Consider the following 19669-nt stretch of genomic DNA (forward strand, 5'->3'; position numbering starts at 1 on the left):
TGCGGTGCAGGTCGGTGAAGGCGCGGCGAATGTCGCGCTATGACCACGATCCCCGCCTCCGAACGCTCGATGTCCTACGCGCCGGTTGCTGCGACCGGGCCTTTCCCCATCGACTTCCCCGTCTTCGATGGCACGGGGGCTGATCTCCTCGTCACGCTCGACGATGTTGAGGTCACCGGCTGGACGTTCTCGGGCACGATCGAGAGCGGCTTTTACGGGGAGCCGAACACCTGGATCAATGGCTCTATCACCTTCGCCGCCCCGGTTACCGGCGCGCTCGTCATCGATGGCGTTCGCGACCCGCGCCGGCAGGGGCAGTATGCGGAAGGCCGCGGCATTCCCGCGCGCGATCACAACACCGAACTGAACATCCTGACGGCGACCGATCAGGAGCTCCGCCGTGATGTTGATCGCGAAAAGTCCCGGCGTCAGGCGGATGTGAGCGCACTTGATGCGAGGCTCGATGCGGCCGAGCCGGTGCTCGCTGATGTAGCAAACCGCGCCGTTCGTGTTCCCGTAAGCGAGAGTGGCATCGAGATTCCTCCCGTCGCGTTGCGGCGCAATTTTTACGCAGGATGGGACGGAGCTGGGGGCTTCGCGCCTTTGGGCTTGCCGGCCGCCATTGTGGGCGATGGCATCGCGGACTTTTCGACGGCTCTTGCCGCCACTGGAGCCTCCCTCCCGGTAATCCAGCTATTCTTCCGCACAGCTGGCCGCTTCGCGCCAGGCGACGGCGGCGGCGCGCTCTATGAGGTTGTAGGAACTGAGCCGGACAATGGCGGCATCGCGCTCGCCGGCGGCCTTTGGGGCGCCCTGGCTGAACAAGAATTCCATGTCGAGATGTTCGGCGTTCGGCGCGGTCTATCGCTCGCCTATGTGGCCGGGAACGAGGTTGCCAAGCAGTCAGCCCAGGCCTTCATGAAGGCTCGTGGTGGCGGACGCATCTACGCTCGGGGTCTGTTCTACACCATGGGCGTGGGCGGCTGGCGGCTGCCTAGCGGCGTCAAGCTAATCTGCGGTGGGGCGACCGGCGAGTGGGAGCCCATCTACCCGGCCCGCGTCAAGACTTGGTACGCCACCAACTTCGTGTTCGCTGGCACGGGCACGAAAGACCAAGCATTCCCCGGCATCACGTCGATGAAGAATGGCGGGGGCTGGCGGCCTGATGCGGCCAATCCTGGCCAATTCTTCAAGCTGTGGTCTGCCCACAACGCCGACGCCACGGGCACCACGCCTGCCACTCCTCGCCTTTTCTCGGCGGGCATTACCGGAGAGTTTGAGGCGCAGGGCTGGGGCGTTGAAGGCTGCCGCGTCGCCGTGTGGATTGGCGATGATGGCATTTCCGATTGGAGCAATCAGGCCTCCACCAACCTCGGGGATGCCTGGGACTTCGGCATCCTCATTCGAGACGGCGAGTATGTCACGGTCGACAACTGCCAGTCGGTGGGGGATTGGCGTGAATTTGGCTTCCTAGAGGCCATCACCGCAACCACCAACTCGCGGGGCGAGCGCAACAAGGTCAGCCGCTGCCGCTTCCAAGGGCGCGTCGGTCTTGGCATCCGTGGACCTGATCGCTGGGCCTGCACCACGCCGAGCACCTCCTCCGTGCAGGTCTTTTGGAGCGAGGAAAGCTACTGGCCGGCTGCGGGCACGTTCCGGGGCAGCAACAATGTCACCTACACCTATACCGGGCTCGCGCGTGCTGGCGGATCCAGCGAGTATTTGCAGTTCACGGGCGTGACGCCGAACCCCACCGGCATCTTCCATGTTCGCCATCCCTCGGCCGGTATCGCAAACACCGAATACCGCGATGTGATCTGCACCGGGCTGGACCATGTGAGTGGACAGAGGGCATCCGCGCTTGGCCTCTCTGACAGCAAGGGTTTCGAGGCGTCCGGTTATCCGCTACGCGGCGCGAAGTTCTTCAACTTCAAGGTGCAGACCTTGGAGCCGGTCACCATGCATTTCCATGACGCGCAGGACTTTGCCTTCTACGCCGTGCAGGTCGAAGGCGGCGGGCACCTGATCGCCTCACCGGCCAGCAATGACGCTCCCTGGGCGACCGGTCAGGTCGGCGAGACCCGCAACCTGATCATGCTGGGCGACGATGGCACCAACCTTCTTGGCCTCACCATGTTCACACCGAGGTCCGGCTTTGTGCAGGGCCTCCAGATGGCCCCCGTGTCCAACCTGACGGCGGACCTGATCCTGCGCCCCCTTCGGGCTGGGCGGTCGATTATTCACGAGGCGGATGCGATCCTGTTCCGCAACGGCGCCGGCAGCACGGAGCTGGGCCGCTTCGAGGCGAATGGTCTCCGCGTCGGCAATCCGCTAGGCACCACGCCCGGCGCGGGCAATACCGTGGTCGGCGGCGCGATCCGGGCCGATGGTGCGGGCTTCTTCAGCCGCAACAGCGACTACGTCTTGAACGTCAACCGCAACGGCAGTGATGGCGACCTCGTGCACTTCCGGAAGGACGGCGTGGTCCAAGGCGGTATCGCCATCGCAGGCGGCGTCATCGCGTATAACACCTTCGTGGGGGCGCACTGGTCGCAGGGCGTTGGGGCGCTACCCCGAGGCACCGTCCTGGAGACGCTCGACGAGCTTTGCGCCTGGAAGCGCATCGAGATCGAGGTCATCCGCCAGCCGGAAATCGAGATCGATGACGACGGAACCGAGATCGTCATTCATCCCGGCGTGCAATTCACGACGGCGATGCAGTACAGCGGCGACGGCCAGGTGGGCGATATCGAGCAGGTCGACTATGACGGCCTGACCTATTCCGGCCTGATCACGGCCGAGCTTAATGAGCATCTGCCGATGGTGCAGGTTGCCGGGGAGGCATCGCGGCGCATCTACGGCGTCGCGCTCGGGCTCGATGATGACGGCGACATGCAGGTCGCGGGCCTTGGCGCCTTCATGGTGCGGCTGGCGTCCGGCGAGATCGTGCAGGGCGGTGACCTCGTCGAAAGCGCCGGTGGCGGTTGCGCCCGCGTGCAGGCCGGCGATGCGATTACCGCCCGGACCCTCGGCAAGATTTCCTCTTCGCAGGTGATCGAAACCTATGGCGATGGCTCCTTCACCGTGCCGGCCGTCCTTTATTGCGGTTGAGAGCCCCCCCTTCCCGGATGTGCGGTGCGGCTTGCCCCTCCGCCGCCCATGGTCTGGCATCACGAGGTGCCAGATGCAGCTTTCCATCGAACAGGTCCGGGAGATCGCGCGCAAGCCGTTGAATGCGGCGGCCGTGGCGAACGCGAATTCCGTCCTGGTCGCCTTGTCGCATTATGGCAGCCGGTTCGGACTCGATCAGCCGCATCGCCTGGCGCAGTTCATCCCGCAGATCATGCACGAGAGCGGGGAGTTCCGGTACGATCGCGAGGTGTGGGGACCGACCCCAGCGCAGAAGCGCTACGAGGGCCGCGCCGACCTCGGCAACACCCAGCCAGGCGACGGCCGCAAGTTCGCCGGCCATACCGGGATGCAGATCACCGGGCGCGCGAACACCAAGGCCTTCCGCGACTGGTGCCGAAAGCACATCGACGCCAACGCGCCCGACTTCCTCCGCTTCCCCGACCTGATGAACACAGATCCCTGGGAAGGGCTCGGGCCGCTCTGGTACTGGGACACCCGCAATCTCAACCGATACGCCGATCAGGGCGATGTCGAGATGATCACGCGCCGGATCAACGGCGGGCTCAACGGCTACGATGATCGCCTCGATCTGCTTGCGCGGGCATCACTTGTGGTGCTCGGCTACGGGCCGGACGAGGTGCGCCGTTTCCAATCCGACGCCAAGCTCGCCCTGGTCGACGGTGACGCGGGCCCCAAGACGCGCGCGGCAATGCACAAGGCGCTTGTGGCAATGACGGCCGGCGCGGCGCGATCGGATGATGTGAAGTCGGCGCCGGTGGTCGAAGAGGTGCCCGTGACGCCGCCAGCCCTCGACAAGCCGGTCGAGAAGACGGGCGGGTTCTGGGAGCGCATCGGCCAGATCGCGCTTGCCGGCGGCAGCGGCTTCGCCGCCTTGCTCGGAGACTGGCGCGTCGTCCTGGCCATCGCCGGGGCCAGCATCGTTCTGGGCGGGCTCGGTATCCTGTTCCATGCCCGCATCCTCGCCGCCGTGCGCGACCTGAAGCGGGAGATATCGGCATGACCTGGCTCTGGTCGAAGGTTTCCGGCTGGCTGGCTGGAGCGGGCGCGCTGATCGCCCTCGCTTTCGGTATCTGGCTCAAGGGCCGGCAGGAAGGCGAGGCCGCGATCCGAGCGGAGCAGGAGCAGAAGCGGGCCGAGGCTCGGCAGGTGCGGAAGGAAATCGACGATGAAGTGGACGGCCTGGGCCATGCTGATCTTGACCAGCGCATGTCTCGCTGGGTGCGCCGGTAGGAACGCCGGGGACTTCTGCGACGTTTCCTCTCCGATCCGGCCTTCCGCCTCTGCCGCCGCCGCGATGGACGCTGCCGACAAGGCGTCCATCGTGAAGCACAACGAATACGGCCTGAAGGCGTGTGGCTGGCGATGAACCAAAAGGTCGAGGCCATGATCGGCAACCGCGATGGGAAGTTCTTCGAGCGCTTGATCCCGAGCCTGCTGTCGGCCGGGATCGCGGTCATCGTCGCGCTCAGCGGTCAGGCGCTCGGGTTCTGGTCGGATAGCAAGGCCGCCGACGTGCAGACCGCCGCTGCGATCACGCGCCTCACCAACGACCTGGCCGAGACGAAGCGCCAGTTCAAGGAAGAGACGATGGAGATCAAGCGCTCGGCTGAGATCGACCGGCAGAAGACGAACGAGCTCTCGGCCGACGTGAAGGTGATCCTGGCCATCATGCAGCGGATCGAACGCAAGGTGGATGCTCGATGACGACGCTTCCCAACCTCCCGGCCGCGCCGGATGACGCTGCCGAAGGCGAACTGCTCTATGTCCGGCCGGCGTCCGGCGCGGCCAATGCCAAGCGCACGTTCGGCTCGCTCTGGCGCAATGTGCTTGGGCGCACCGCTGCGGCCCAACGCTCCTTCTTCGGCGCTGATCCGGTTGCGCAGCCCGCCGGCGCCGCGCAGGCCGCCATCGTAGACAACTCCGGCGGGACGGCCGCTCCGACGACCGGCCTTGCCGCTGCAACCTATCGCCAGACGATCATCCTCCCTCTGCAACTGGCAGATATCGCGGCCGGCGACTTCAAGGTCGCCCTGCCCTTCGACTTCACGGTGATCTCGGCTCTGTTCCGCACGGCCAAGCCCGCGTCCACAGCCTCAAAGCTGGCGACGCTAACTGCCTCGGTGAACGCTGTGGCCGTGACAGGCGGCGTGATGGCCCTGACCACGGCGAACCAGAACACGATCGGCGGCACAGTCGTGGGCACGGCGATCACGGCTGGCAATCTGGGCTCCGCCGGACAGACGATTGGCGTCACCGCCTCCGCTGTGACGGCCTTCGTTGAGGGTTCGGGCTGGGTGGAGTTCACGGTCCTGAACCGTAGCCAGGCGCACGCGGCCGCGACGCTGGCGGCACAGGGAAACGCGATCCGCGCCGCGCTCGTCGCGCTCGGGCTTTTGAAGGGTGCCGCCTAAAGGTAAGCGCATGCTCAGGTGCACCCTTACCTCCGCAGCCCGTCACTTTCATCTCGTCGGAACCGGCACAGATATTGACACCGAAATCAGAGACTGCGACCCAGTCTCTGGAGCCGAATGCGGTAATACTTGGCCCGAGGGGGTACAACGTGGCACGGATCACTTTGCGGGCGAACCAATACGAAGAAGAGTTTGACGGGCAAGAATTGGACCTGACTAAGGTCGGCTACCATATCTTCGGCCTGGGCGGGAATTGGAATGACCGAGCGGAGTCTGTCACAGTTCATGAGGGCGTTTGGCGGCTGTTCGAGCATATTGACGGCCATGGTCAATCCATTGACGTAGGCGTGGGCTACTTCAAAATGCCAGTCGGATTTGGGCTCTCGGGAATCCATCCCCTGGTCCCATAGGGCAATCGCGCTGCCGATCTTCGGTGCTAAAAGTCGGCCGCTTGCCGCCGCCTAGCGCTTTGAAAGTTTTGCTACCGGCCCGGCCCGCTCGCGCGGCGCCGGGCCTTTTTCGTTTTCGACTGGCCGGAACGATTCGATCCGCCGCTCGTTCGCGACTCGTTGCGTTGTGGAGTTGCGTTCAATGTGCGCGCGTCGGGTTCTCAGAGCCGGGCCTCCGCCGGAGGTGGTCAAGGGTCCGGTGGCTCGGCGGCGCAAGGCCGAGCGTGACCTCTTCGTCGATCCGATGCCGGAGCGGGTCGAGCCCTGCCTCGCGAAGCTTCAGAGCAAGCCGCCGGTCGGCGATGATTGGGCTTTCGAGGTGAAGTGGGACGGCTACCGGCTGGCGATCCATATCCTCGGCAAGCGCGTCCGGATCATCACCCGCGGGGGCCACGACTGGACACCTCGCTTCCCGACGATCGGGCATGATGCGCTCGAGCTCGGGCTCGACAGTGCGATCCTGGATGGTGAGGCCGTGGTGCTCGACGAGCGCGGCGCCTCCGATTTCGGCGCGCTGCAGAAGGCCCTTGGAGGCCGTGGGGGCAAGCGCTTCGCCTCCGAGGCCCGGCTCTACGCTTTCGATCTCCTCTACCTCAACGGCCATGACCTGCGGGAGCAGCCACTGACCGAGCGCCGCGAGATGCTTGCCGACGCGCTGGCCGGGCAGCCACATGGCTCGATAAGCCTGAGCGATGAGATCAATGCGGATGGCGCGGCCTTCCTCAAGCTTGCTTGCGAGATGAGACTTGAAGGTATCATCGCCAAAAGGCGGTCGGCTCCCTACCGATCTGGGCGCGGCGGTGACTGGCTGAAGGTGAAGTGCGCGCAGACTGAGAGCTTCGCGATCATTGGGTACGAGCCCTCGGCCGCGGCGATCGGCGGTATCGGGCGGCTCCTTCTTGCAGCGAGGCAGGGAAAAGGTTTGGCCTATGTCGGCGGAGTCGGCACCGGCTTCACACATACCAGCGGCATGGCATTGAAGAGGCAGCTCGACGCGATACCGGTCGACAAGCCACCCGCCATGATGAAGAACCGCAAGGGCGTCCGGTGGGCGCGCCCCGACCTCGTGGCCGAGATCGCTTTCCGGGCGTGGACGGACGACAGCAAGCTTCGTCACGCCTCCTACAAGGGCTTGCGCGAAGAGGCGGACGAATCCTCGATCTATCGGTTGGTCTAGCTCGCAGCGTCGTCGTTGGCAGCGTGGCGCTGCGAGAGCGCGACTTGCGCATACAGATCGACCGCTTCAGCGATCTCTTCGAGCTCGCGCTCCTCCGCGCTCCCGTTTACGCAGCCGAGCAATTCCTCTGCTCGATCTAAAGCGGCCCGCAGCTCTTCATCGTTTCGGATCACGAGATGCATAGGCGGGCAACCTGCCGGCGCGAACGTCGTTCCGGTCAGGGCTTGCTCTTCAGCGCCGCATATCGATCGATCTCGGCGCGGATATGCGCGACCGCCGCGTCGCCGCGGATGCTCTTCATGCCTCGAAGCCCGTCCTTCACACCGTCGATAGCATCGTTCCGTTCACGGAGAGGCAGTCCGGCAAGAAACCGCACCTCGCATTCGTGCTTCCACTCTTCCGACCAGGTCGACACCTCACGGCCGGCGAGGATGGAGTAGACGTGCGGCGGGTTGTCGGGCGGGTAAGGCATGATCGCGACTTGCCAGATTCGCTCGGAACCGAAAACGATCAGCCGCGCGCTTTCCTCTGCGCATCCACGAGTTCGTAGTGCTCATGGGTGTCGCCCCGTGACATAAGGTTTTTCGAGCCGCAGACGGAGCAGCGATAGCGCAGGCAGACGTCAGGAATGGGCGTCTCGGGCGGCAGCCCGCTGACATCGATGCCATTCGCATGGTGATGGCATTCGTTGCAGTAGATCTCGATCTTCCGTCGCCCGAGAGCCATATGGCTCGCGACCGTGGCGGGCTGGATTTCGCTGCCGTCCTTGTTGTAGGCGCGGCGCGGGTTCCGCTTCATGGCTTGACTCCTAGCTTACGCTTGTTCTCATAATGTTCTCATCATTGGACGAGAGCAATGTCAGCCCAGCCAGGCGATCAGCAAATCGAGGACACGTCGATCGATGCCGAAATCACATCGCTGATCGCGGATTTGATAGAGGAGCATGAGGGCTTCGAACGCGCGGCCTTCCGCGCGCTGGCTCATAGCTATCTCCTCCTGCTGGCCGAAAGCGGCCGGCTGGCCCTTGAAGCCGATCGGTCATGCTCGCGGGGTTTTCTCCGCGGCCTGTTCTCGGAGGGAGCGCGGCCGGCCCGCGAGCCCGAATGAGCCATGGAACCGCCAGACGAAGAGACCGCGTTGCGGGATTATCCGTGGGTGGTTTTGCGCCTGCGCTGTCCGTGGTGCCGGCGTGGCGGGGATTACAAGCTCGCCGATATCGCGGCGAAGCACGGCAGCCGGATCACAATCGGATCTGTCGTCGTCGCCTTCATCGAGGGCTGCGAATGGCGGCCCTGGAACCCCGCCCGCAAGCCGCAGAAGTATGGGATGAGATGCGGCGGCTATTGTCCGGACCTGTGCAGGCCCGACCCGCCCGATCTGCCGCCGTCGATGATCGGGCTCAACCTGATCGAGGGAGGCAAGGATGACCAGCTACCAAGCAGCCCAGAAGCCCCAGCTAGACGAAAGCGTCGCGTCGGAGGCGGAGCCTTTTGACCCCGACGCCTACATCAGCTCAGAGTACGTCAATCCGAACGCGATCGAAGGCGTAATCAAATCGCTGAAGGAGACGCGCGACCTGGGCCGCATTGGTGGTTGTTCGGTCGATGACTTCAGCCCGACGACGGGAATGAATTGGCTCAACGCCATGGCCGAGCACTACGATTGCGAGGTGAGCGGCCCATACATGGGTGATGTCGACCACGGCGGTGATTACTACCTGTTCCACCACCGGCCGAAGCCGCCGATTCCGCAGGGGGACTTGTTCGAGCCACTGCGGGATGCAGGATAGGCCGACGGCGGAGGCCCCATGTGCAATCTCTACAGCCACACCCGGAACGTCGAGGCGATCAGGAAGCTGTTCGCGAACTTCAACGATGCCGGCGTGAACGTGCCGTCCCTGCCGGGGATCTTCCCGGACTATGCCGCGCCGATTGTCAGGAATGATGAGGGCGGCCCGCGGCTGGCCATGACGCGCTGGGGCATGCCCTCATCCAAGAAGGCGTTGCTCGATGCAGCAACGGGCCGGGCGGACAAGCTCCGCGCAAAGGGCAAGGAGGTCGATTTCGACAATCTCCTAAGGATGGAGCCGGACAAGGGCACCACGAACGTCAGAAGGACTGATAGCAAGCATTGGAAGCGCTGGTTGGGCGTAGAGAGCCGATGCCTCGTGCCGTTCAACAGCTTCAGCGAATTCGACTGGAGCACCAAGCAAGACATCTGGTTTGCCTTCGGCGAGGACCGACCGACGGCATTCTTCGCCGGCATCTGGGCGCGCCAGTGGACCTCGGTGCGCAAGATCAAGACCGGCGAGGAGACGATTGACCTCTATGCCTTCCTGACGACTGACCCGAATGCCGAGGTCGGCGCAGTCCATCCGAAGGCGATGCCGGTCATCCTGACCACGCCGGAAGAATGCGAGGCCTGGATGACGGCGCCTTGGGAGGAAGCGAGGGCGCTGCAAAGGCCGCTTCCAGATGGCTCGCTCGAAATCGTTGCCCGCGGCGTGAAGAAGGATGGCGGCGAAGCTGAACTGCCGGCGGAAGCTTTCCTGATCTGAGCTCTCGCGCGAGATCTGTTCTATCGGCGGACAAAGAGGAAAGCTCGGCGCGAACGCCGGACCTCTTGATGTCGCGTTCGGACAACCAACGAGTTACTCGGCAAGGGATATTGGCCGAAGGGCGAACCGCTACTGCTTGATCGAACCGGGTAACAGGTTGCACAAACGCAGTCGTCTTCAGGAGACTTAGTAATCTTGGCCACCGTCACCATTCCGGAGAGCCTGACGCTGCCGGCCCTCTTTGCGCTTGCGCAGGAGATTGACCACCACGTTTTTAGAGACGCACTAACCGTCGAGTTTTCGCGAGAGACATTCTTTTCGCCATTCTCGATGCTGTTTATTGCGGCGAAGTTGAAAGCGCTAAAGAACAGGAACCCCGAACTGATTTTGCGGTGCTCTGGTCACTCAGATCATCCATACCCGGCCCACGTAGGCTTTTTTAGGTTCTTGGGTTTCAACCACGGGAAAGAAGTAGGTGAAGCCTGGGGCTCGGAAAACTACATCCCGATCACCGAGCTCACCCGCGCTGACCTGTTTCTTGAGCCAGGAGACAAGTGGCAGGAGATACCGGACTTAGTTCAACGCCACGCAGACAAGCTGGCGCTAATGATCGCGCGCGGCCGAACAACTAACAGGGATCTCTTTGACGTGCTTTCATACTCCGTTCGTGAAGTGATGAGAAACGTTTTCGAACATAGCGAAATCGACAAACTATACTACTGCGCACAATATTGGCCAAATAGCGGAAAAGTTGAGTTTTCAATTGTTGATTTCGGAATCGGCATTAGAAGAGGCCTCGCAACTAACCCGAACTTTAGATTTAAAACCGACAAAGAAGCTATAGAGTACAGTCTTCTCCCCGGAGTTTCAGGAAAAACCCATTTGCCAAGAACGTCAGATGTTTGGTTTAATTCTGGATACGGTCTATACATGACAAATAGGCTAGCAAGGAACGGAGGAAATTTCGTAATTGTAAGCGGGTCCGCAGGCATATACTTTACCAGAAAAACCAAAACTAATTATGTGACGTCATTTCCGGGAACGGCCCTGAGGTTTAACATGGACGTTCGCAACATTGGCGATGTTGCGAAACGATTAGACGAATTCCGCCGCGACGGCCGGGAAATTGCAAAGAAAATAGCCGGCAGCGGAAACAGGCCGCCTTCGGCGATGTCCCTTTTGTTGCGACGTGATTATACCCAAACGCCTTAGCGGCTCATCGGCCACATCCTTCCGCGTTCTGCCCGTCGCGCGCCAAGGAGCTTCGCGTAGTCGATGCTCCCGGCCATCGATCGCCGACCCTAATTAGTCTCCCCCTCACTCGTCTGCGGCCGACTTCGTCGAGCGATGCGCCCGGCGCAGTGTTGCCACCCGGCTCGATTGGACGACGGCCCCACGATTGTAGCCCATCGTCGTGCTCATCTGCGTATGGGTGGCGGCCTTCATCACGTCCGCAGCGTCTGCGCCTGCCTCGAATGCCTCGGAGATCGCCCCTGCGCGGCTGTCCATGTTCCACAGGCCCTTGGGCCATCCGGCAGCGTCTGCGAGCTTCCTGAACGTGCGCGAGAAGTATTCCCGACGGTACGGTTGCGCGGTTCGCACGTTCTTGATGACCGCGCCGACCCGTTCATCCGCTGGGATGCTCTGCAGCCGCGACAGAAGGTTCGGTAACTGGGTTAGATCGTGCTCCGCGACCAGTCGCCCGTTGCTCTTGCTGGTAGGCTTGCGCAGGATCCAGTTCTCGTCGATCTGATCCCAGGTAAGCCCCCAAATCCAGGCCTTGCCGCCCGCCTCGGCTGGCACCCATTCGCCGATCACGTCCTTCTGGCGTAGCGAAAGCTCGAATTGCATGAGAAGCGTTGTGACCATCGCCTCCGCATGCTCGCCCGACGCCGACGAAACGAACGCGTCGACAAGATCACGCGTCAGTTTTTTCCCTCTGCCCTTGGGCTGCTCGAACTCCATGCGCTCCAGAATCTCGCGCAGGAAAAAGCTCGGGTCGTCCCGCGATGTCGCGCACTCCACGCCATAAGACGCCACGACGCGGAGCGTCTGGATGCAGCCGTACGCCTCGCGCCAGCTTCTCTCGGTCCGCCATTCGTTGAACCATACCCGTACCTGCTTCCCGTTGATGCCAGCGATCTTCTGTTCGCCAGCGCGATCTCGGAGGAGCTTGAGCGATCGAGCATAGAATTTTTGAGTGCTGTGGCGGAGCGCGCGCGCGCGGGAATCCGCATCGCCTTCGAAGGCATCGCAAAGTTGACCGAGCGTGCCTGCGGCAAACCGCGATAACGCTCTTCCTGTAGGCGGCGCCCAGGCCAGCAACTCAGCCTGTAGCCGCTGGCAGGTTTCGGCCATTTTTCGAAGATCGGTAGCGCTCTCCGGATCGCCATGCACCCTTACCGCCTTCATGGGAAATCCCACTTGTGCCAACCGCGGCGATGGGCGCCAATAGTAGTCGATCCGCCCTCCAAGGCGGCGCTGTCCGTGAAGGCCGGGCGTGGCTAGATCGATTCCGTGTTCATCGAGCTTCGGCTCCCATGCCTTAGCTGTGCTCGTTGGGGCTATCGTTGGCGAAGCCCTGGCGCTCCGCCGCTTGAGATACGCCAGCACGTCTGGGAAGAACCGGCCGCCAAAGAGCTGGTCAATCGGCGGGAGGCCGTGTCGCTCTTCCACAACCGCATAGGCCGGCCACTGATGTGCGCGATCGGCGCCGAGGATCATGCGGCCGAGCTCCTTTTCGTTGGGATAAAGGCACGACGGTTCGATTGAAATGCGAGCTATCCGAGCCATTGCCGATCCTTCTACTCGGCGCATCCTGCGCTGAAGCACGAGAAGTTCAAGCGGCTCATCGCGCGCTGGCCGCCTTGCTCCGCAAGCGGGTCGTCGAGAAAGCCGGCGGAAGCGGCATTTCGCGAAAACTGCGGCAGAGCCACTAGTGCTCACCGTATCGCTGAGCCATGTTGGCCTCGTCTTTATCGCGGTTTAGCGAGCCTCGAATGTTCGGTTTGTCTCCGAAAGAAATGCTCTGGTGGACGAATGAGATCCGCATCTATGCCAGTGTTGGAACGGTCATCGTTGGCCTTATCGCGGGATTGGCACAATGGGGCCAGATCAGGCTAAGCGCAGTTGTTTCAGCCGAGAAGGACCACGAATTCGACAAATATAAGCTCGGTGCAGAGGAACGCATAGCCGCCGCCAACCATTCCGCCTCACAAGCCGTTGAGCGAGCAGCAAAATTGGAGGCGGAGGCTGCGTCAGTTCGCCTTGAAGCGGAAAAGCTGAAGGCGACGATCGCGTGGCGTCGCGTTACGCCGGAAATGTTCGCGATCTTGGAACGTGAGCTGGCGGGCGAGAAAGGGCCGCTATGGCTGACCTTCGTCGGTTCGGACCCAGAGGCGACCCAGTTTCGGCAACAACTTGCGGCCAGCCTTGAAGCGATTGGGATCCAGACTAACTACTTCTCTGGCTACGCAATGGCCGCCGGCGTTGGATTGACCCAAACTGGTGCACCGATTGAGATAAAATTGTTGCGCGCATTGAACGCTGCCGGGATTGAAGTCCTGGCTTTGAACGGGCCGAGGGATGCCCACCCGAAAGATAACGTTCCCGAACTGCTGATCGGCACTAAGCGTTATGATTGACTAGTGCCGGAGCCTAGTCCGCTTCCGGCGCCGACGCCTCGAGCATGGCGGCGGTTATAAGCACGGCATCCTTGGCCGGCGTGGGATTGCCCTCGGGATCGTTCATCGCGCCGCCGAGGTCGCGGAGTTCTTCAGCCAGCACTTCGAGCAGATCATTCACCGACCCGCCTTCCGTCTCGCGGATCGCGTTCGCGAAGCTGAGGGCGAAAGCCGAGAGTGCTGCCCCGAAGTCCTCGGCCGTCATCGTCGGGCTCGTCTTTTGATCGGTCACGCGAAACTCCACACCGCTGCTACCGGGGCTTATCGGCCGCTCGCGCGAAACATTATGGCCGCGATCGCGATCGCGGCCGATATAATCCACTTCCAATGGTTGATCCAAAAATGGCCAAGCCGGCCAAGGATCTTAGCGAGCAGCGGCTGCTCGTAGTGCCCCAACGAAAGAAAAACTACAGGACCGCCAGTATCTTGCGAGGGCGGAATATATCGCCCTTGATACCATTTCGCCAATTTCTCGCGCATACGCTGCAGCCACTCGCGCATCTGGCCCGCCTACCTTGATATCTCGCCCTGGCGTAGCCTGATGCCCGGCCCGCCGTCTATGCTCAGAAGTCGTTACTTCTGCTGCAATTCCTCCTCAGCCCGCTGCCCCTGCTCCCAGAGGTCGAAATACGGCGACTCAGGCGGATACGGATTCGCATGCACATTGTTGCGCCAATCCTCTTGGCCTCGCTCGAACGCCTTTTGATTGGCTTCCCGCTGCTTGTCACTCATCGTCATCTCCTGTTTGCGCAGCCTCACACCGGGTCCGCCATCCGCCGTCTCGCCGTTACCTAGGAAGGTAATGCCGGCCGCTTCGAGAGATCCGACCACCTTGTCGCGGGTGCTGGCATAGCCGGCAAGTTCGCCCGACCCGAGCTCCAGCCGCGCAATCGTCGGCTTCGAAACGCCGGATCGAGCAGCCAGGTCGTCTTGCGACCAGCCGAGGAGCGCGCGCGCGGCGCGGAGCTGAGGAACCGTCGTCATGCAAAGATGATAACTTTGATATTGACTTCGCGCAAACCAGAGTTGATATTATAGTTATCAAATTCGCAAAAAAACGGAGACGACCATGACGAAGCCCACCGCGGCGGCGAACCCCGCCGGCTTGCCTGACGCCTGCACGCTGAGTTGGAGGGGCCTCAGACTTCCTGAATTCCAGCCAGGCGACAGGGCGGCCGATGCAGCGGCACTCTATGACGCGCTCACAACGCTTCATCGCGTGAGTTTGGCAATGACCTGCCAACCGCGTTTCCAGAGAGGCGAGTGGTTTAGCCCTGCCGGCGAGTGCCTCGATGCGCTTCAGGAGGCGATCAGCATGAGCTGCTCCCAGATTGCCGATTCCCTGGGATTGGCCGCGACGCACGAAGACAACGACGACAGGGCTGAGGTGCTTATCGTGGAGCGCTTGCGGTGTGGGGACGTTTGGAGAGTGCCCGCACTGTCAGCCCGTCTGCTTGCGGATGATCTGGGGCTTTCGTGATGAGCGCTCGGCAGATTGCAATCAGCAAGGCCCTCCAGGAACTGGAGCCTGCGGTGCTCGACCTAGCGAGGATGTCGCATCTCGTCTCGGAGCACGCAGAAAGCGCCATCGGGCAAATTGAGAAGGATGGCGGCGCTCGACTGACGGCCGCAGATGCCGACGCCCTGCTGTTCGGCGTCTACGACCTCGATCACCGGATTCGACAGATCAGGGACGCATACGAGCAGGCGTTCAAGCAGGCGCCGCCAATCTAGTTACCCATGCGCTACCCGCCTCGCCAATCTGGGTAACAAAACCTGATCTAGACGCACCCAAGCGGCTGTAAAATATGAATAAAATGGCGAGCCCGGCTGGATTCGAACCAGCGACCAGCAGCTTAGAAGGCTTTGTGGATTGATAGCAGTATCAAGGCACCTTCCAACTCGACCACGACCGCGCTCATGCGTTTTTGGGGCGCCAGTTGGAAAGGCTTAGCTCGCTTTTCTCGCACGACAGATGATGCTCATTCCTCGCCGCCAACCCGCTTCCGCCGCTCAACCTCCGCTGGCGCGGCCGGCAGCTTCTCGCTCAGCCCGCCCTCGATAATCTGAAGCCCAGCCATGCCCGGCGGCAGGTCAGGCGGGTCTGGCCTGCGCAGGTCCATGCAATAGCCGCCGCATTTCATGCCGTATTTCTGCGGCCGCCGCGTCGGGTTCCAGGGTGCCCATTCGCATCCCTTCATGAACTCGATCACGAGCTGGCCCAAGGTGGCATAGGCGCCATATTTCTCGGCAAAGACGGCTAGCCGCACGTCGCCGCCGCGCCGGCAGAAATGACAGCGCATCCGCACCACAACCCACGGATAATCCCGCAGCATCGTCGAATCGGTCGGAGGCTTCGGCCGCTCCTGACTCTCCATGACACCAGCCCCTGCATGATGAGAACGTACAGGGAACAAACAGAGTGGAGTGTCAAGTCATGTCGCGTATCGAGAGCCCCGCCGGAAACAGCCTCACCCGTGCGGAAATGCACACGATCATGCCCTGCGAGGGACATTTTACCCTCACGCGCATCGAAGCCGAGCGCGAGGGGAAGGCAACCGATCACGTTTTCGATCCGCCCTATCACCTGCTGAACGGCGAGACCTATGCGATCTACCAGACGCCGGCCGGACGGATCGAGCTCTGGCAGGTCGAATGTGTCGCGCGCGGCAACTGGCGCTGGGTCCAGGAGGCGAAGCGGGCAAAGTCGAAATGGCCAGCGGAGATCGTTGCCGTCAACGGCATTGCCATGGCCTGAACGCAGAAAAGCCCGCCGGCGCGAGCCGACGGGCTATCACTACTGATTGCAGACCGCGTTCTCCGCCGTCCAGTGCGTTGGATCATGCTCGGCAAAGAGCGCGCGGATGCGCGCAACCTCACCCTCGAGCCGCCGCATCGTCTCGCCGAGAGCGACCTTCGGCGGCCGGTCATCCGTGACCTTCCCCGCCAACCCGGCATCGAGCAGGATGCCGGCACAGGCGATGATCGAAGCCAGATGCGGCACGCCGGTCAGAGGATCTGCATCCTCGCCGCTCCACCAGCTCTTGAGGTGTCGGTCGAGCGCTGCGCGATAGACCGAGGCGCGTATGCCAGCGACCCGCCAGTTATAGGCGCCGTATTTCGCCGCGCCCTCGACGAAGGCAAGGGCCGCATAGGCAGCGATCGTGTCCGGCACCAGGTCGAGCGGGAGCTTGTTGCTGGCGATCCGGTCCTTCGGGTTGGTCGCCTTCGTCGCGCTCATGCCGCCCTCCTGAAGCTGACCCAGTCTTCTCCGGCACCGGTCTCGGGCTCGTCGACCCGGATTTCCCAGCGCGAGGTGATGCCCCGTCGCGGATGTACGAACCAGAGCGGCTGGCAGGGCGGGGACGGCGGCGCGCGCAGGGCCGAGCGGGCATATTCGTCCCAACCCTTCAGGGTGCCGGAGACGATGACGCGCGGCAGCCAGATCATCTGGTGCCAGTGGCCGATCACCAGGACGTCATAGTCCAGGCCGAGCGCCGCAGCCTGCTTGCCGACCTTGGTCTCCCCGCGCGCGATCGGGCCGAGCGAGCCGATGATGCCGTCGCCACCTTTCACGCCGAGCATGTCGCCATGCATCGCCAGATAGCGCTGGCCGAAGACGCGATAATGCACCTCGTTGGTGTCCGGGATATCGAAGACGAGGCGCCGGTCGCCCTCGAAGGCGCGCGCGACGAGCTGATAGATCAGCCAGTCGAAGTTCTTGTAGATGTAGCGCTTGAATTCCGGCTTCTGCGTCGCACGGCCGTGGTTGCCGCTGGCACAGGGCACATAGACTTGGCCGAAGGCATCGGCGATCTGGCGCAGTCCCCAGACCAGCAGGTCGACGCAGCGCAGCACCGTCGGCAGAACCTCCTCGGCATCGGTCTTGGCGAGCTCGGGATGCAGGCCGCCGGAGACGAAATCGCCGAGCAGGTTGACGACGATGCCGGGATAGTCGCCCGGGCCGTGCTCGCGGGCGAGCGAGAGCGTCGCCGCCACCAGACGGCGGACCCGCGCTTCGGCAATCGCGGGATCGTAGGCGTTCTTGCCGGCCGTCTCGGCCGCTGACACCACCTCGCCCATATGCCAGTCCGACCAGACGGTCACCGGGACCTCGGGCGTGCCCTTGCCGCGACGGGCGCCGAGCTCGATCGTCCAGCGGGGCGGCGAGGACTGCGCGGCAGCGAGACGGCCGAGCAGAGAGCGCACGGCCTCGGTATCGAGATCCTCGCGCTGCTGGGCCTTGAGCTGCTTGCGCAGGCTCGTCACCTCGTCCTGCAACCCGGTCAGCTTGCGCTGGACCGCATTGTCGGGCGCGGTCGGCTTGCCGCCCTTGTGCCCGTTGCTCTGGCCGCGCTGACGCTCGACCGGCGCGATGCCGTTCGCCTGCAGGCCGTAGAGCCGGCTCGCCTGCTCCAGCCGATTCCTGAGCGTGGTCGCGGCCAGCCCGAGGGCTGCGGCGGCTTCAGCCAGTGCCGAGCGACCCGCCTGCCCCCTGGCCAGCGGATAGAGCGCTCCGGCCGCGATCGCCGCCTCGACGGCACGGACGGACGCTTCCCCCTCGGCTCGGCCGAGCGGCTTGTTGAGATGCTGCACGCCCATGATCAGCCCGCCCTGCCCCGGCCCGTACTGGCGCGGGCATCGAGAACCTTGTCGAGACGGTCGGCGAGGCGATTGATCGCATCGGAGATCCGCGTCTCGACCTTGGCCAGCATCTCGTCGCTGACGAAGCGCTGCACGGCCTCGATCTTGAAGGCGGCGAGCTCGCGGCCGAGCGCCTCGCAGCGATCGTCGAGCCGGGCGATCCGCTTGTCGTGCTGGACCGCCTGGAAGCGGACGACGGCATAGCTCGAGACGATCGCGCAGATCGCCGTGGCGATCGAGACGATGACGGGGATCGGGGTATCGGAGAATGGATTCACGCGCGCTTCCTCCCGAAGCCGATGGAAGGGGCGATCTCTTTCAGGGTATGGCCGCCATTGAAGACCGCGAGCCAGGCCAGGGTGACCGAGCCCCAGTTGCCGATCAGGTCGGAGAGCGGGATCAGCGGCTTCAGCCCGATCAGGGCACCGAACAGGGCCGAGAGCAGGATCACCGCCCAGCCGCCGATGATCAGGGCCTGCCATGCACCGCGCCAGAACTGCCAGGCGCCGAAGCCTTTCTCGATCTCCGCCGCCTGAGCCGCGGTCCCGCGATCGGCCTCGCTCTGCCAGAGCCTGATCAGCTCCGGCGCGGCGGCCTCGACCTGCGCGACGATGGCGGGCGCCTCGGGCTTCTCGGCCACCGCCTTTTCGACGGCCGCAGGCGTGGCCGGCGTGCCGAGCTTGCCGGCCAGCTCCTCGATGACCTTGCCGGCGACACCGCCGAGGACGGTTCCGGCCGGCCCGCCGATGGCGGTTCCGATGATGCCGCCGAGCTGCGGGGCGCCCATTTTGAACAACTGGCCCGCGAGCGAGCCGAGGGTGGTCGCGAGATCCATGATCAGCCTCCGAAGGCGCTCTTGAGGCCGGCCCAGAAGCGGGCGAGCCATCCGGCCGCCGCGGCCGGGGCGGCAGGTGGAGGCGGCAGGTCGGTGACAGGCGCTGCCGGAACCGGCGGATTGGCTGGCACGGCCGCGTCAGGCTTCGCCGCAGCGAGCGCCGCAGCGATCGCGGCGCGGACATCGATCCGCTTCGCGCTGGCCCAATCCGGCGTCATCCCGGCGGTGACGCGGGTGTATTCCGTGATGCGGCCGTCATTCGACCAGGCGCCGTCGAAGAACAGGGCGCATTCCTTCTGCCGGCGCTCGACGATCTCCGCCGGCTTGTTCCACGCCATGAAGGCGCGCTTGGCGCCGGCGATATCTCCGGCAAGCCAGAGCTTCGGCCAGGTGGCCGACTTGATCGCCCCGGTGTTCCAGTGGAACGAGAGGGCGGCGGCGAACTGCGCCTCGCTCAGCGGCTTCCGGGCGAAGACCTCGCGCACGGCCGGCGCGTAGCGCGTCTCCAGCAGCCACGCATAGATGGCGAGGCAGTGCTCCATCGTTTGCGGCTTGCCGACATAGCGATCGACCTTATGGCCGCTGGCGCTGGTGACGCCGATCGACCAGGTCAGCACGCCCTTCGAATCCCGATAGGTCTGGCGCACGAGCCCTTCATGCGACGCTGTTTCCAGCGCCACCCTGGCGGTGACTTCCATCACGATACTGCTCCGATGTCAGAAGGTCAGATGCGGTTCTGGACAACTCGCCACAGATCGCC

General features: G+C 63.4%; 26 protein-coding genes. 13 read left to right on the forward strand and 13 right to left on the reverse strand.

Annotated features, from left to right (window positions below):
* Nucleotides 1–39 precede the first annotated feature (39 nt).
* From AC1RLU_RS24255 to ligD, 6 genes are all read left to right on the forward strand, one after another.
* The gene (locus AC1RLU_RS24255) at nt 40–3111 is read left to right on the forward strand and encodes a hypothetical protein (RefSeq protein ID WP_492798673.1); all 3072 of its coding nucleotides are present in this window, start codon (nt 40–42) and stop codon (nt 3109–3111) included.
* A gap of 73 nt (nt 3112–3184) precedes the next feature.
* On the forward strand, nt 3185–4153 hold the full coding sequence (locus AC1RLU_RS24260; protein ID WP_492798674.1) for a glycoside hydrolase family 19 protein: 969 nt from the start codon (nt 3185–3187) through the stop codon (nt 4151–4153).
* Nucleotides 4150–4383, forward strand: a complete 234-nt coding sequence (locus AC1RLU_RS24265; RefSeq protein ID WP_492798675.1) for a hypothetical protein — start codon at nt 4150–4152, stop codon at nt 4381–4383. The genes AC1RLU_RS24260 and AC1RLU_RS24265 overlap by 4 nt, the downstream gene beginning before the upstream one ends.
* Before the next feature lie 120 nt (nt 4384–4503).
* The gene (locus AC1RLU_RS24270; RefSeq protein ID WP_492798676.1) at nt 4504–4857 is read left to right on the forward strand and encodes a hypothetical protein; all 354 of its coding nucleotides are present in this window, start codon (nt 4504–4506) and stop codon (nt 4855–4857) included.
* Complete coding sequence (locus AC1RLU_RS24275; protein WP_492798677.1) at nt 4854–5564, forward strand: hypothetical protein; 711 nt, start codon at nt 4854–4856, stop codon at nt 5562–5564. The genes AC1RLU_RS24270 and AC1RLU_RS24275 overlap by 4 nt, the downstream gene beginning before the upstream one ends.
* Nucleotides 5565–6212: 648 nt before the next feature.
* Complete coding sequence (gene ligD, locus AC1RLU_RS24280) at nt 6213–7190, forward strand: non-homologous end-joining DNA ligase (protein WP_492798678.1); 978 nt, start codon at nt 6213–6215, stop codon at nt 7188–7190.
* On the opposite strand, the gene AC1RLU_RS24285 is transcribed toward ligD, so the two are convergent.
* Genes AC1RLU_RS24285 through AC1RLU_RS24300 form a run of 4 tightly spaced genes read right to left on the reverse strand, consistent with a single transcriptional unit; the run spans nt 7187 to nt 8174 of the window.
* Nucleotides 7187–7372 carry a hypothetical protein gene (locus tag AC1RLU_RS24285; RefSeq protein ID WP_492798679.1) on the reverse strand — a complete coding sequence of 62 codons (186 nt, stop codon included), beginning with the start codon at nt 7370–7372 and terminating at the stop codon, nt 7187–7189. The genes ligD and AC1RLU_RS24285 overlap by 4 nt on opposite strands.
* Before the next feature lie 35 nt (nt 7373–7407).
* Complete coding sequence (locus AC1RLU_RS24290) at nt 7408–7662, reverse strand: DUF7696 family protein (RefSeq protein ID WP_492798680.1); 255 nt, start codon at nt 7660–7662, stop codon at nt 7408–7410.
* A 38-nt stretch (nt 7663–7700) separates the two neighbouring features.
* On the reverse strand, nt 7701–7988 hold the full coding sequence (locus tag AC1RLU_RS24295) for a hypothetical protein (RefSeq protein WP_492798681.1): 288 nt from the start codon (nt 7986–7988) through the stop codon (nt 7701–7703).
* Between the two features lie 60 nt (nt 7989–8048).
* Nucleotides 8049–8174, reverse strand: coding sequence for a hypothetical protein (locus AC1RLU_RS24300; protein ID WP_492798682.1), 126 nt, complete (start codon nt 8172–8174; stop codon nt 8049–8051).
* A gap of 439 nt (nt 8175–8613) precedes the next feature.
* Here AC1RLU_RS24300 and AC1RLU_RS24305 point away from each other — a divergent pair, with 439 nt between their 5' ends.
* From AC1RLU_RS24305 to AC1RLU_RS24315, 3 genes are all read left to right on the forward strand, one after another.
* Complete coding sequence (locus tag AC1RLU_RS24305) at nt 8614–8979, forward strand: hypothetical protein (RefSeq protein WP_492798683.1); 366 nt, start codon at nt 8614–8616, stop codon at nt 8977–8979.
* 18 nt (nt 8980–8997) lie between these two features.
* The gene (locus AC1RLU_RS24310) at nt 8998–9747 is read left to right on the forward strand and encodes an SOS response-associated peptidase (RefSeq protein ID WP_492798684.1); all 750 of its coding nucleotides are present in this window, start codon (nt 8998–9000) and stop codon (nt 9745–9747) included.
* 195 nt (nt 9748–9942) lie between these two features.
* On the forward strand, nt 9943–10959 hold the full coding sequence (locus AC1RLU_RS24315; protein ID WP_492798685.1) for a hypothetical protein: 1017 nt from the start codon (nt 9943–9945) through the stop codon (nt 10957–10959).
* A 105-nt stretch (nt 10960–11064) separates the two neighbouring features.
* Here AC1RLU_RS24315 and AC1RLU_RS24320 read toward each other — a convergent pair whose 3' ends face one another.
* The gene (locus AC1RLU_RS24320; protein WP_492798686.1) at nt 11065–12471 is read right to left on the reverse strand and encodes a site-specific integrase; all 1407 of its coding nucleotides are present in this window, start codon (nt 12469–12471) and stop codon (nt 11065–11067) included.
* Between the two features lie 275 nt (nt 12472–12746).
* On the opposite strand from AC1RLU_RS24320, the gene AC1RLU_RS24325 reads away from it, so the two are divergent.
* The gene (locus tag AC1RLU_RS24325) at nt 12747–13391 is read left to right on the forward strand and encodes a hypothetical protein (RefSeq protein WP_492798687.1); all 645 of its coding nucleotides are present in this window, start codon (nt 12747–12749) and stop codon (nt 13389–13391) included.
* Nucleotides 13392–13404: 13 nt separating this feature from the next.
* Here the strand turns inward: AC1RLU_RS24325 and AC1RLU_RS24330 are convergent, their stop codons facing one another.
* Together AC1RLU_RS24330 and AC1RLU_RS24335 are read right to left on the reverse strand one after the other, a co-directional pair.
* The gene (locus AC1RLU_RS24330; protein WP_492798688.1) at nt 13405–13758 is read right to left on the reverse strand and encodes a hypothetical protein; all 354 of its coding nucleotides are present in this window, start codon (nt 13756–13758) and stop codon (nt 13405–13407) included.
* 245 nt (nt 13759–14003) lie between these two features.
* A complete protein-coding gene (locus AC1RLU_RS24335) occupies nt 14004–14414 on the reverse strand; it encodes a helix-turn-helix transcriptional regulator (RefSeq protein WP_492798689.1) in 411 nt (136 codons plus the stop codon).
* A gap of 85 nt (nt 14415–14499) precedes the next feature.
* Here AC1RLU_RS24335 and AC1RLU_RS24340 point away from each other — a divergent pair, with 85 nt between their 5' ends.
* Together AC1RLU_RS24340 and AC1RLU_RS24345 are read left to right on the forward strand one after the other, a co-directional pair.
* Nucleotides 14500–14910, forward strand: a complete 411-nt coding sequence (locus tag AC1RLU_RS24340) for a hypothetical protein (protein ID WP_492798690.1) — start codon at nt 14500–14502, stop codon at nt 14908–14910.
* Entirely contained in the window at nt 14910–15164 is a 255-nt protein-coding gene (locus AC1RLU_RS24345) for a hypothetical protein (RefSeq protein WP_492798691.1), read from the forward strand. Before AC1RLU_RS24340 ends, AC1RLU_RS24345 begins: the two co-directional genes overlap by 1 nt.
* A 248-nt stretch (nt 15165–15412) precedes the next feature.
* On the opposite strand, the gene AC1RLU_RS24350 is transcribed toward AC1RLU_RS24345, so the two are convergent.
* On the reverse strand, nt 15413–15808 hold the full coding sequence (locus AC1RLU_RS24350) for a hypothetical protein (protein ID WP_492798692.1): 396 nt from the start codon (nt 15806–15808) through the stop codon (nt 15413–15415).
* Between the two features lie 59 nt (nt 15809–15867).
* Here AC1RLU_RS24350 and AC1RLU_RS24355 point away from each other — a divergent pair, with 59 nt between their 5' ends.
* Nucleotides 15868–16188, forward strand: coding sequence for a hypothetical protein (locus AC1RLU_RS24355; RefSeq protein WP_492798693.1), 321 nt, complete (start codon nt 15868–15870; stop codon nt 16186–16188).
* A gap of 39 nt (nt 16189–16227) precedes the next feature.
* Here AC1RLU_RS24355 and AC1RLU_RS24360 read toward each other — a convergent pair whose 3' ends face one another.
* Genes AC1RLU_RS24360 through AC1RLU_RS24380 form a run of 5 tightly spaced genes read right to left on the reverse strand, consistent with a single transcriptional unit; the run spans nt 16228 to nt 19607 of the window.
* Nucleotides 16228–16671, reverse strand: a complete 444-nt coding sequence (locus tag AC1RLU_RS24360; protein WP_492798694.1) for a dATP/dGTP diphosphohydrolase domain-containing protein — start codon at nt 16669–16671, stop codon at nt 16228–16230.
* Nucleotides 16668–18032, reverse strand: a complete 1365-nt coding sequence (locus AC1RLU_RS24365) for a hypothetical protein (RefSeq protein ID WP_492798695.1) — start codon at nt 18030–18032, stop codon at nt 16668–16670. The genes AC1RLU_RS24360 and AC1RLU_RS24365 overlap by 4 nt, the downstream gene beginning before the upstream one ends.
* Before the next feature lie 2 nt (nt 18033–18034).
* On the reverse strand, nt 18035–18352 hold the full coding sequence (locus tag AC1RLU_RS24370; RefSeq protein WP_492798696.1) for a hypothetical protein: 318 nt from the start codon (nt 18350–18352) through the stop codon (nt 18035–18037).
* Nucleotides 18349–18909: a hypothetical protein gene (locus tag AC1RLU_RS24375; protein ID WP_492798697.1), complete on the reverse strand. Its 561-nt coding sequence runs from the start codon at nt 18907–18909 to the stop codon at nt 18349–18351. The genes AC1RLU_RS24370 and AC1RLU_RS24375 overlap by 4 nt, the downstream gene beginning before the upstream one ends.
* A gap of 2 nt (nt 18910–18911) precedes the next feature.
* Nucleotides 18912–19607 (reverse strand): lysozyme, encoded by a 696-nt coding sequence (locus AC1RLU_RS24380; RefSeq protein WP_492798796.1) that lies wholly within the window; start codon nt 19605–19607, stop codon nt 18912–18914.
* Nucleotides 19608–19669 lie beyond the last annotated feature (62 nt).

It is taken from the genome of Allobosea sp. GW822-FHT05A11 (assembly GCF_058800455.1).

Excerpts from the sequence above, each read along its gene's own strand:
- AC1RLU_RS24255 (WP_492798673.1), top strand. The coding sequence starts at position 40 with ATGACCACGATCCCCGCCTCCGAACGCTCGATGTCCTACGCGCCGGTT.
- AC1RLU_RS24260 (WP_492798674.1), top strand. The coding sequence starts at position 3,185 with ATGCAGCTTTCCATCGAACAGGTCCGGGAGATCGCGCGCAAGCCGTTG.
- AC1RLU_RS24265 (WP_492798675.1), top strand. The coding sequence starts at position 4,150 with ATGACCTGGCTCTGGTCGAAGGTTTCCGGCTGGCTGGCTGGAGCGGGC.
- AC1RLU_RS24275 (WP_492798677.1), top strand. The coding sequence starts at position 4,854 with ATGACGACGCTTCCCAACCTCCCGGCCGCGCCGGATGACGCTGCCGAA.
- AC1RLU_RS24285 (WP_492798679.1), bottom strand. The coding sequence starts at position 7,372 with ATGCATCTCGTGATCCGAAACGATGAAGAGCTGCGGGCCGCTTTAGAT.
- AC1RLU_RS24290 (WP_492798680.1), bottom strand. The coding sequence starts at position 7,662 with ATGCCTTACCCGCCCGACAACCCGCCGCACGTCTACTCCATCCTCGCC.
- AC1RLU_RS24295 (WP_492798681.1), bottom strand. The coding sequence starts at position 7,988 with ATGAAGCGGAACCCGCGCCGCGCCTACAACAAGGACGGCAGCGAAATC.
- AC1RLU_RS24300 (WP_492798682.1), bottom strand. The coding sequence starts at position 8,174 with ATGAGCCAGCGCGCGGAAGGCCGCGCGTTCGAAGCCCTCATGCTCCTC.
- AC1RLU_RS24305 (WP_492798683.1), top strand. The coding sequence starts at position 8,614 with ATGACCAGCTACCAAGCAGCCCAGAAGCCCCAGCTAGACGAAAGCGTC.
- AC1RLU_RS24310 (WP_492798684.1), top strand. The coding sequence starts at position 8,998 with ATGTGCAATCTCTACAGCCACACCCGGAACGTCGAGGCGATCAGGAAG.
- AC1RLU_RS24320 (WP_492798686.1), bottom strand. The coding sequence starts at position 12,471 with ATGATCCTCGGCGCCGATCGCGCACATCAGTGGCCGGCCTATGCGGTT.
- AC1RLU_RS24325 (WP_492798687.1), top strand. The coding sequence starts at position 12,747 with ATGTTCGGTTTGTCTCCGAAAGAAATGCTCTGGTGGACGAATGAGATC.
- AC1RLU_RS24335 (WP_492798689.1), bottom strand. The coding sequence starts at position 14,414 with ATGACGACGGTTCCTCAGCTCCGCGCCGCGCGCGCGCTCCTCGGCTGG.
- AC1RLU_RS24340 (WP_492798690.1), top strand. The coding sequence starts at position 14,500 with ATGACGAAGCCCACCGCGGCGGCGAACCCCGCCGGCTTGCCTGACGCC.
- AC1RLU_RS24345 (WP_492798691.1), top strand. The coding sequence starts at position 14,910 with ATGAGCGCTCGGCAGATTGCAATCAGCAAGGCCCTCCAGGAACTGGAG.
- AC1RLU_RS24350 (WP_492798692.1), bottom strand. The coding sequence starts at position 15,808 with ATGGAGAGTCAGGAGCGGCCGAAGCCTCCGACCGATTCGACGATGCTG.
- AC1RLU_RS24355 (WP_492798693.1), top strand. The coding sequence starts at position 15,868 with ATGTCGCGTATCGAGAGCCCCGCCGGAAACAGCCTCACCCGTGCGGAA.
- AC1RLU_RS24360 (WP_492798694.1), bottom strand. The coding sequence starts at position 16,671 with ATGAGCGCGACGAAGGCGACCAACCCGAAGGACCGGATCGCCAGCAAC.
- AC1RLU_RS24365 (WP_492798695.1), bottom strand. The coding sequence starts at position 18,032 with ATGGGCGTGCAGCATCTCAACAAGCCGCTCGGCCGAGCCGAGGGGGAA.
- AC1RLU_RS24375 (WP_492798697.1), bottom strand. The coding sequence starts at position 18,909 with ATGGATCTCGCGACCACCCTCGGCTCGCTCGCGGGCCAGTTGTTCAAA.
- AC1RLU_RS24380 (WP_492798796.1), bottom strand. The coding sequence starts at position 19,607 with ATGGAAGTCACCGCCAGGGTGGCGCTGGAAACAGCGTCGCATGAAGGG.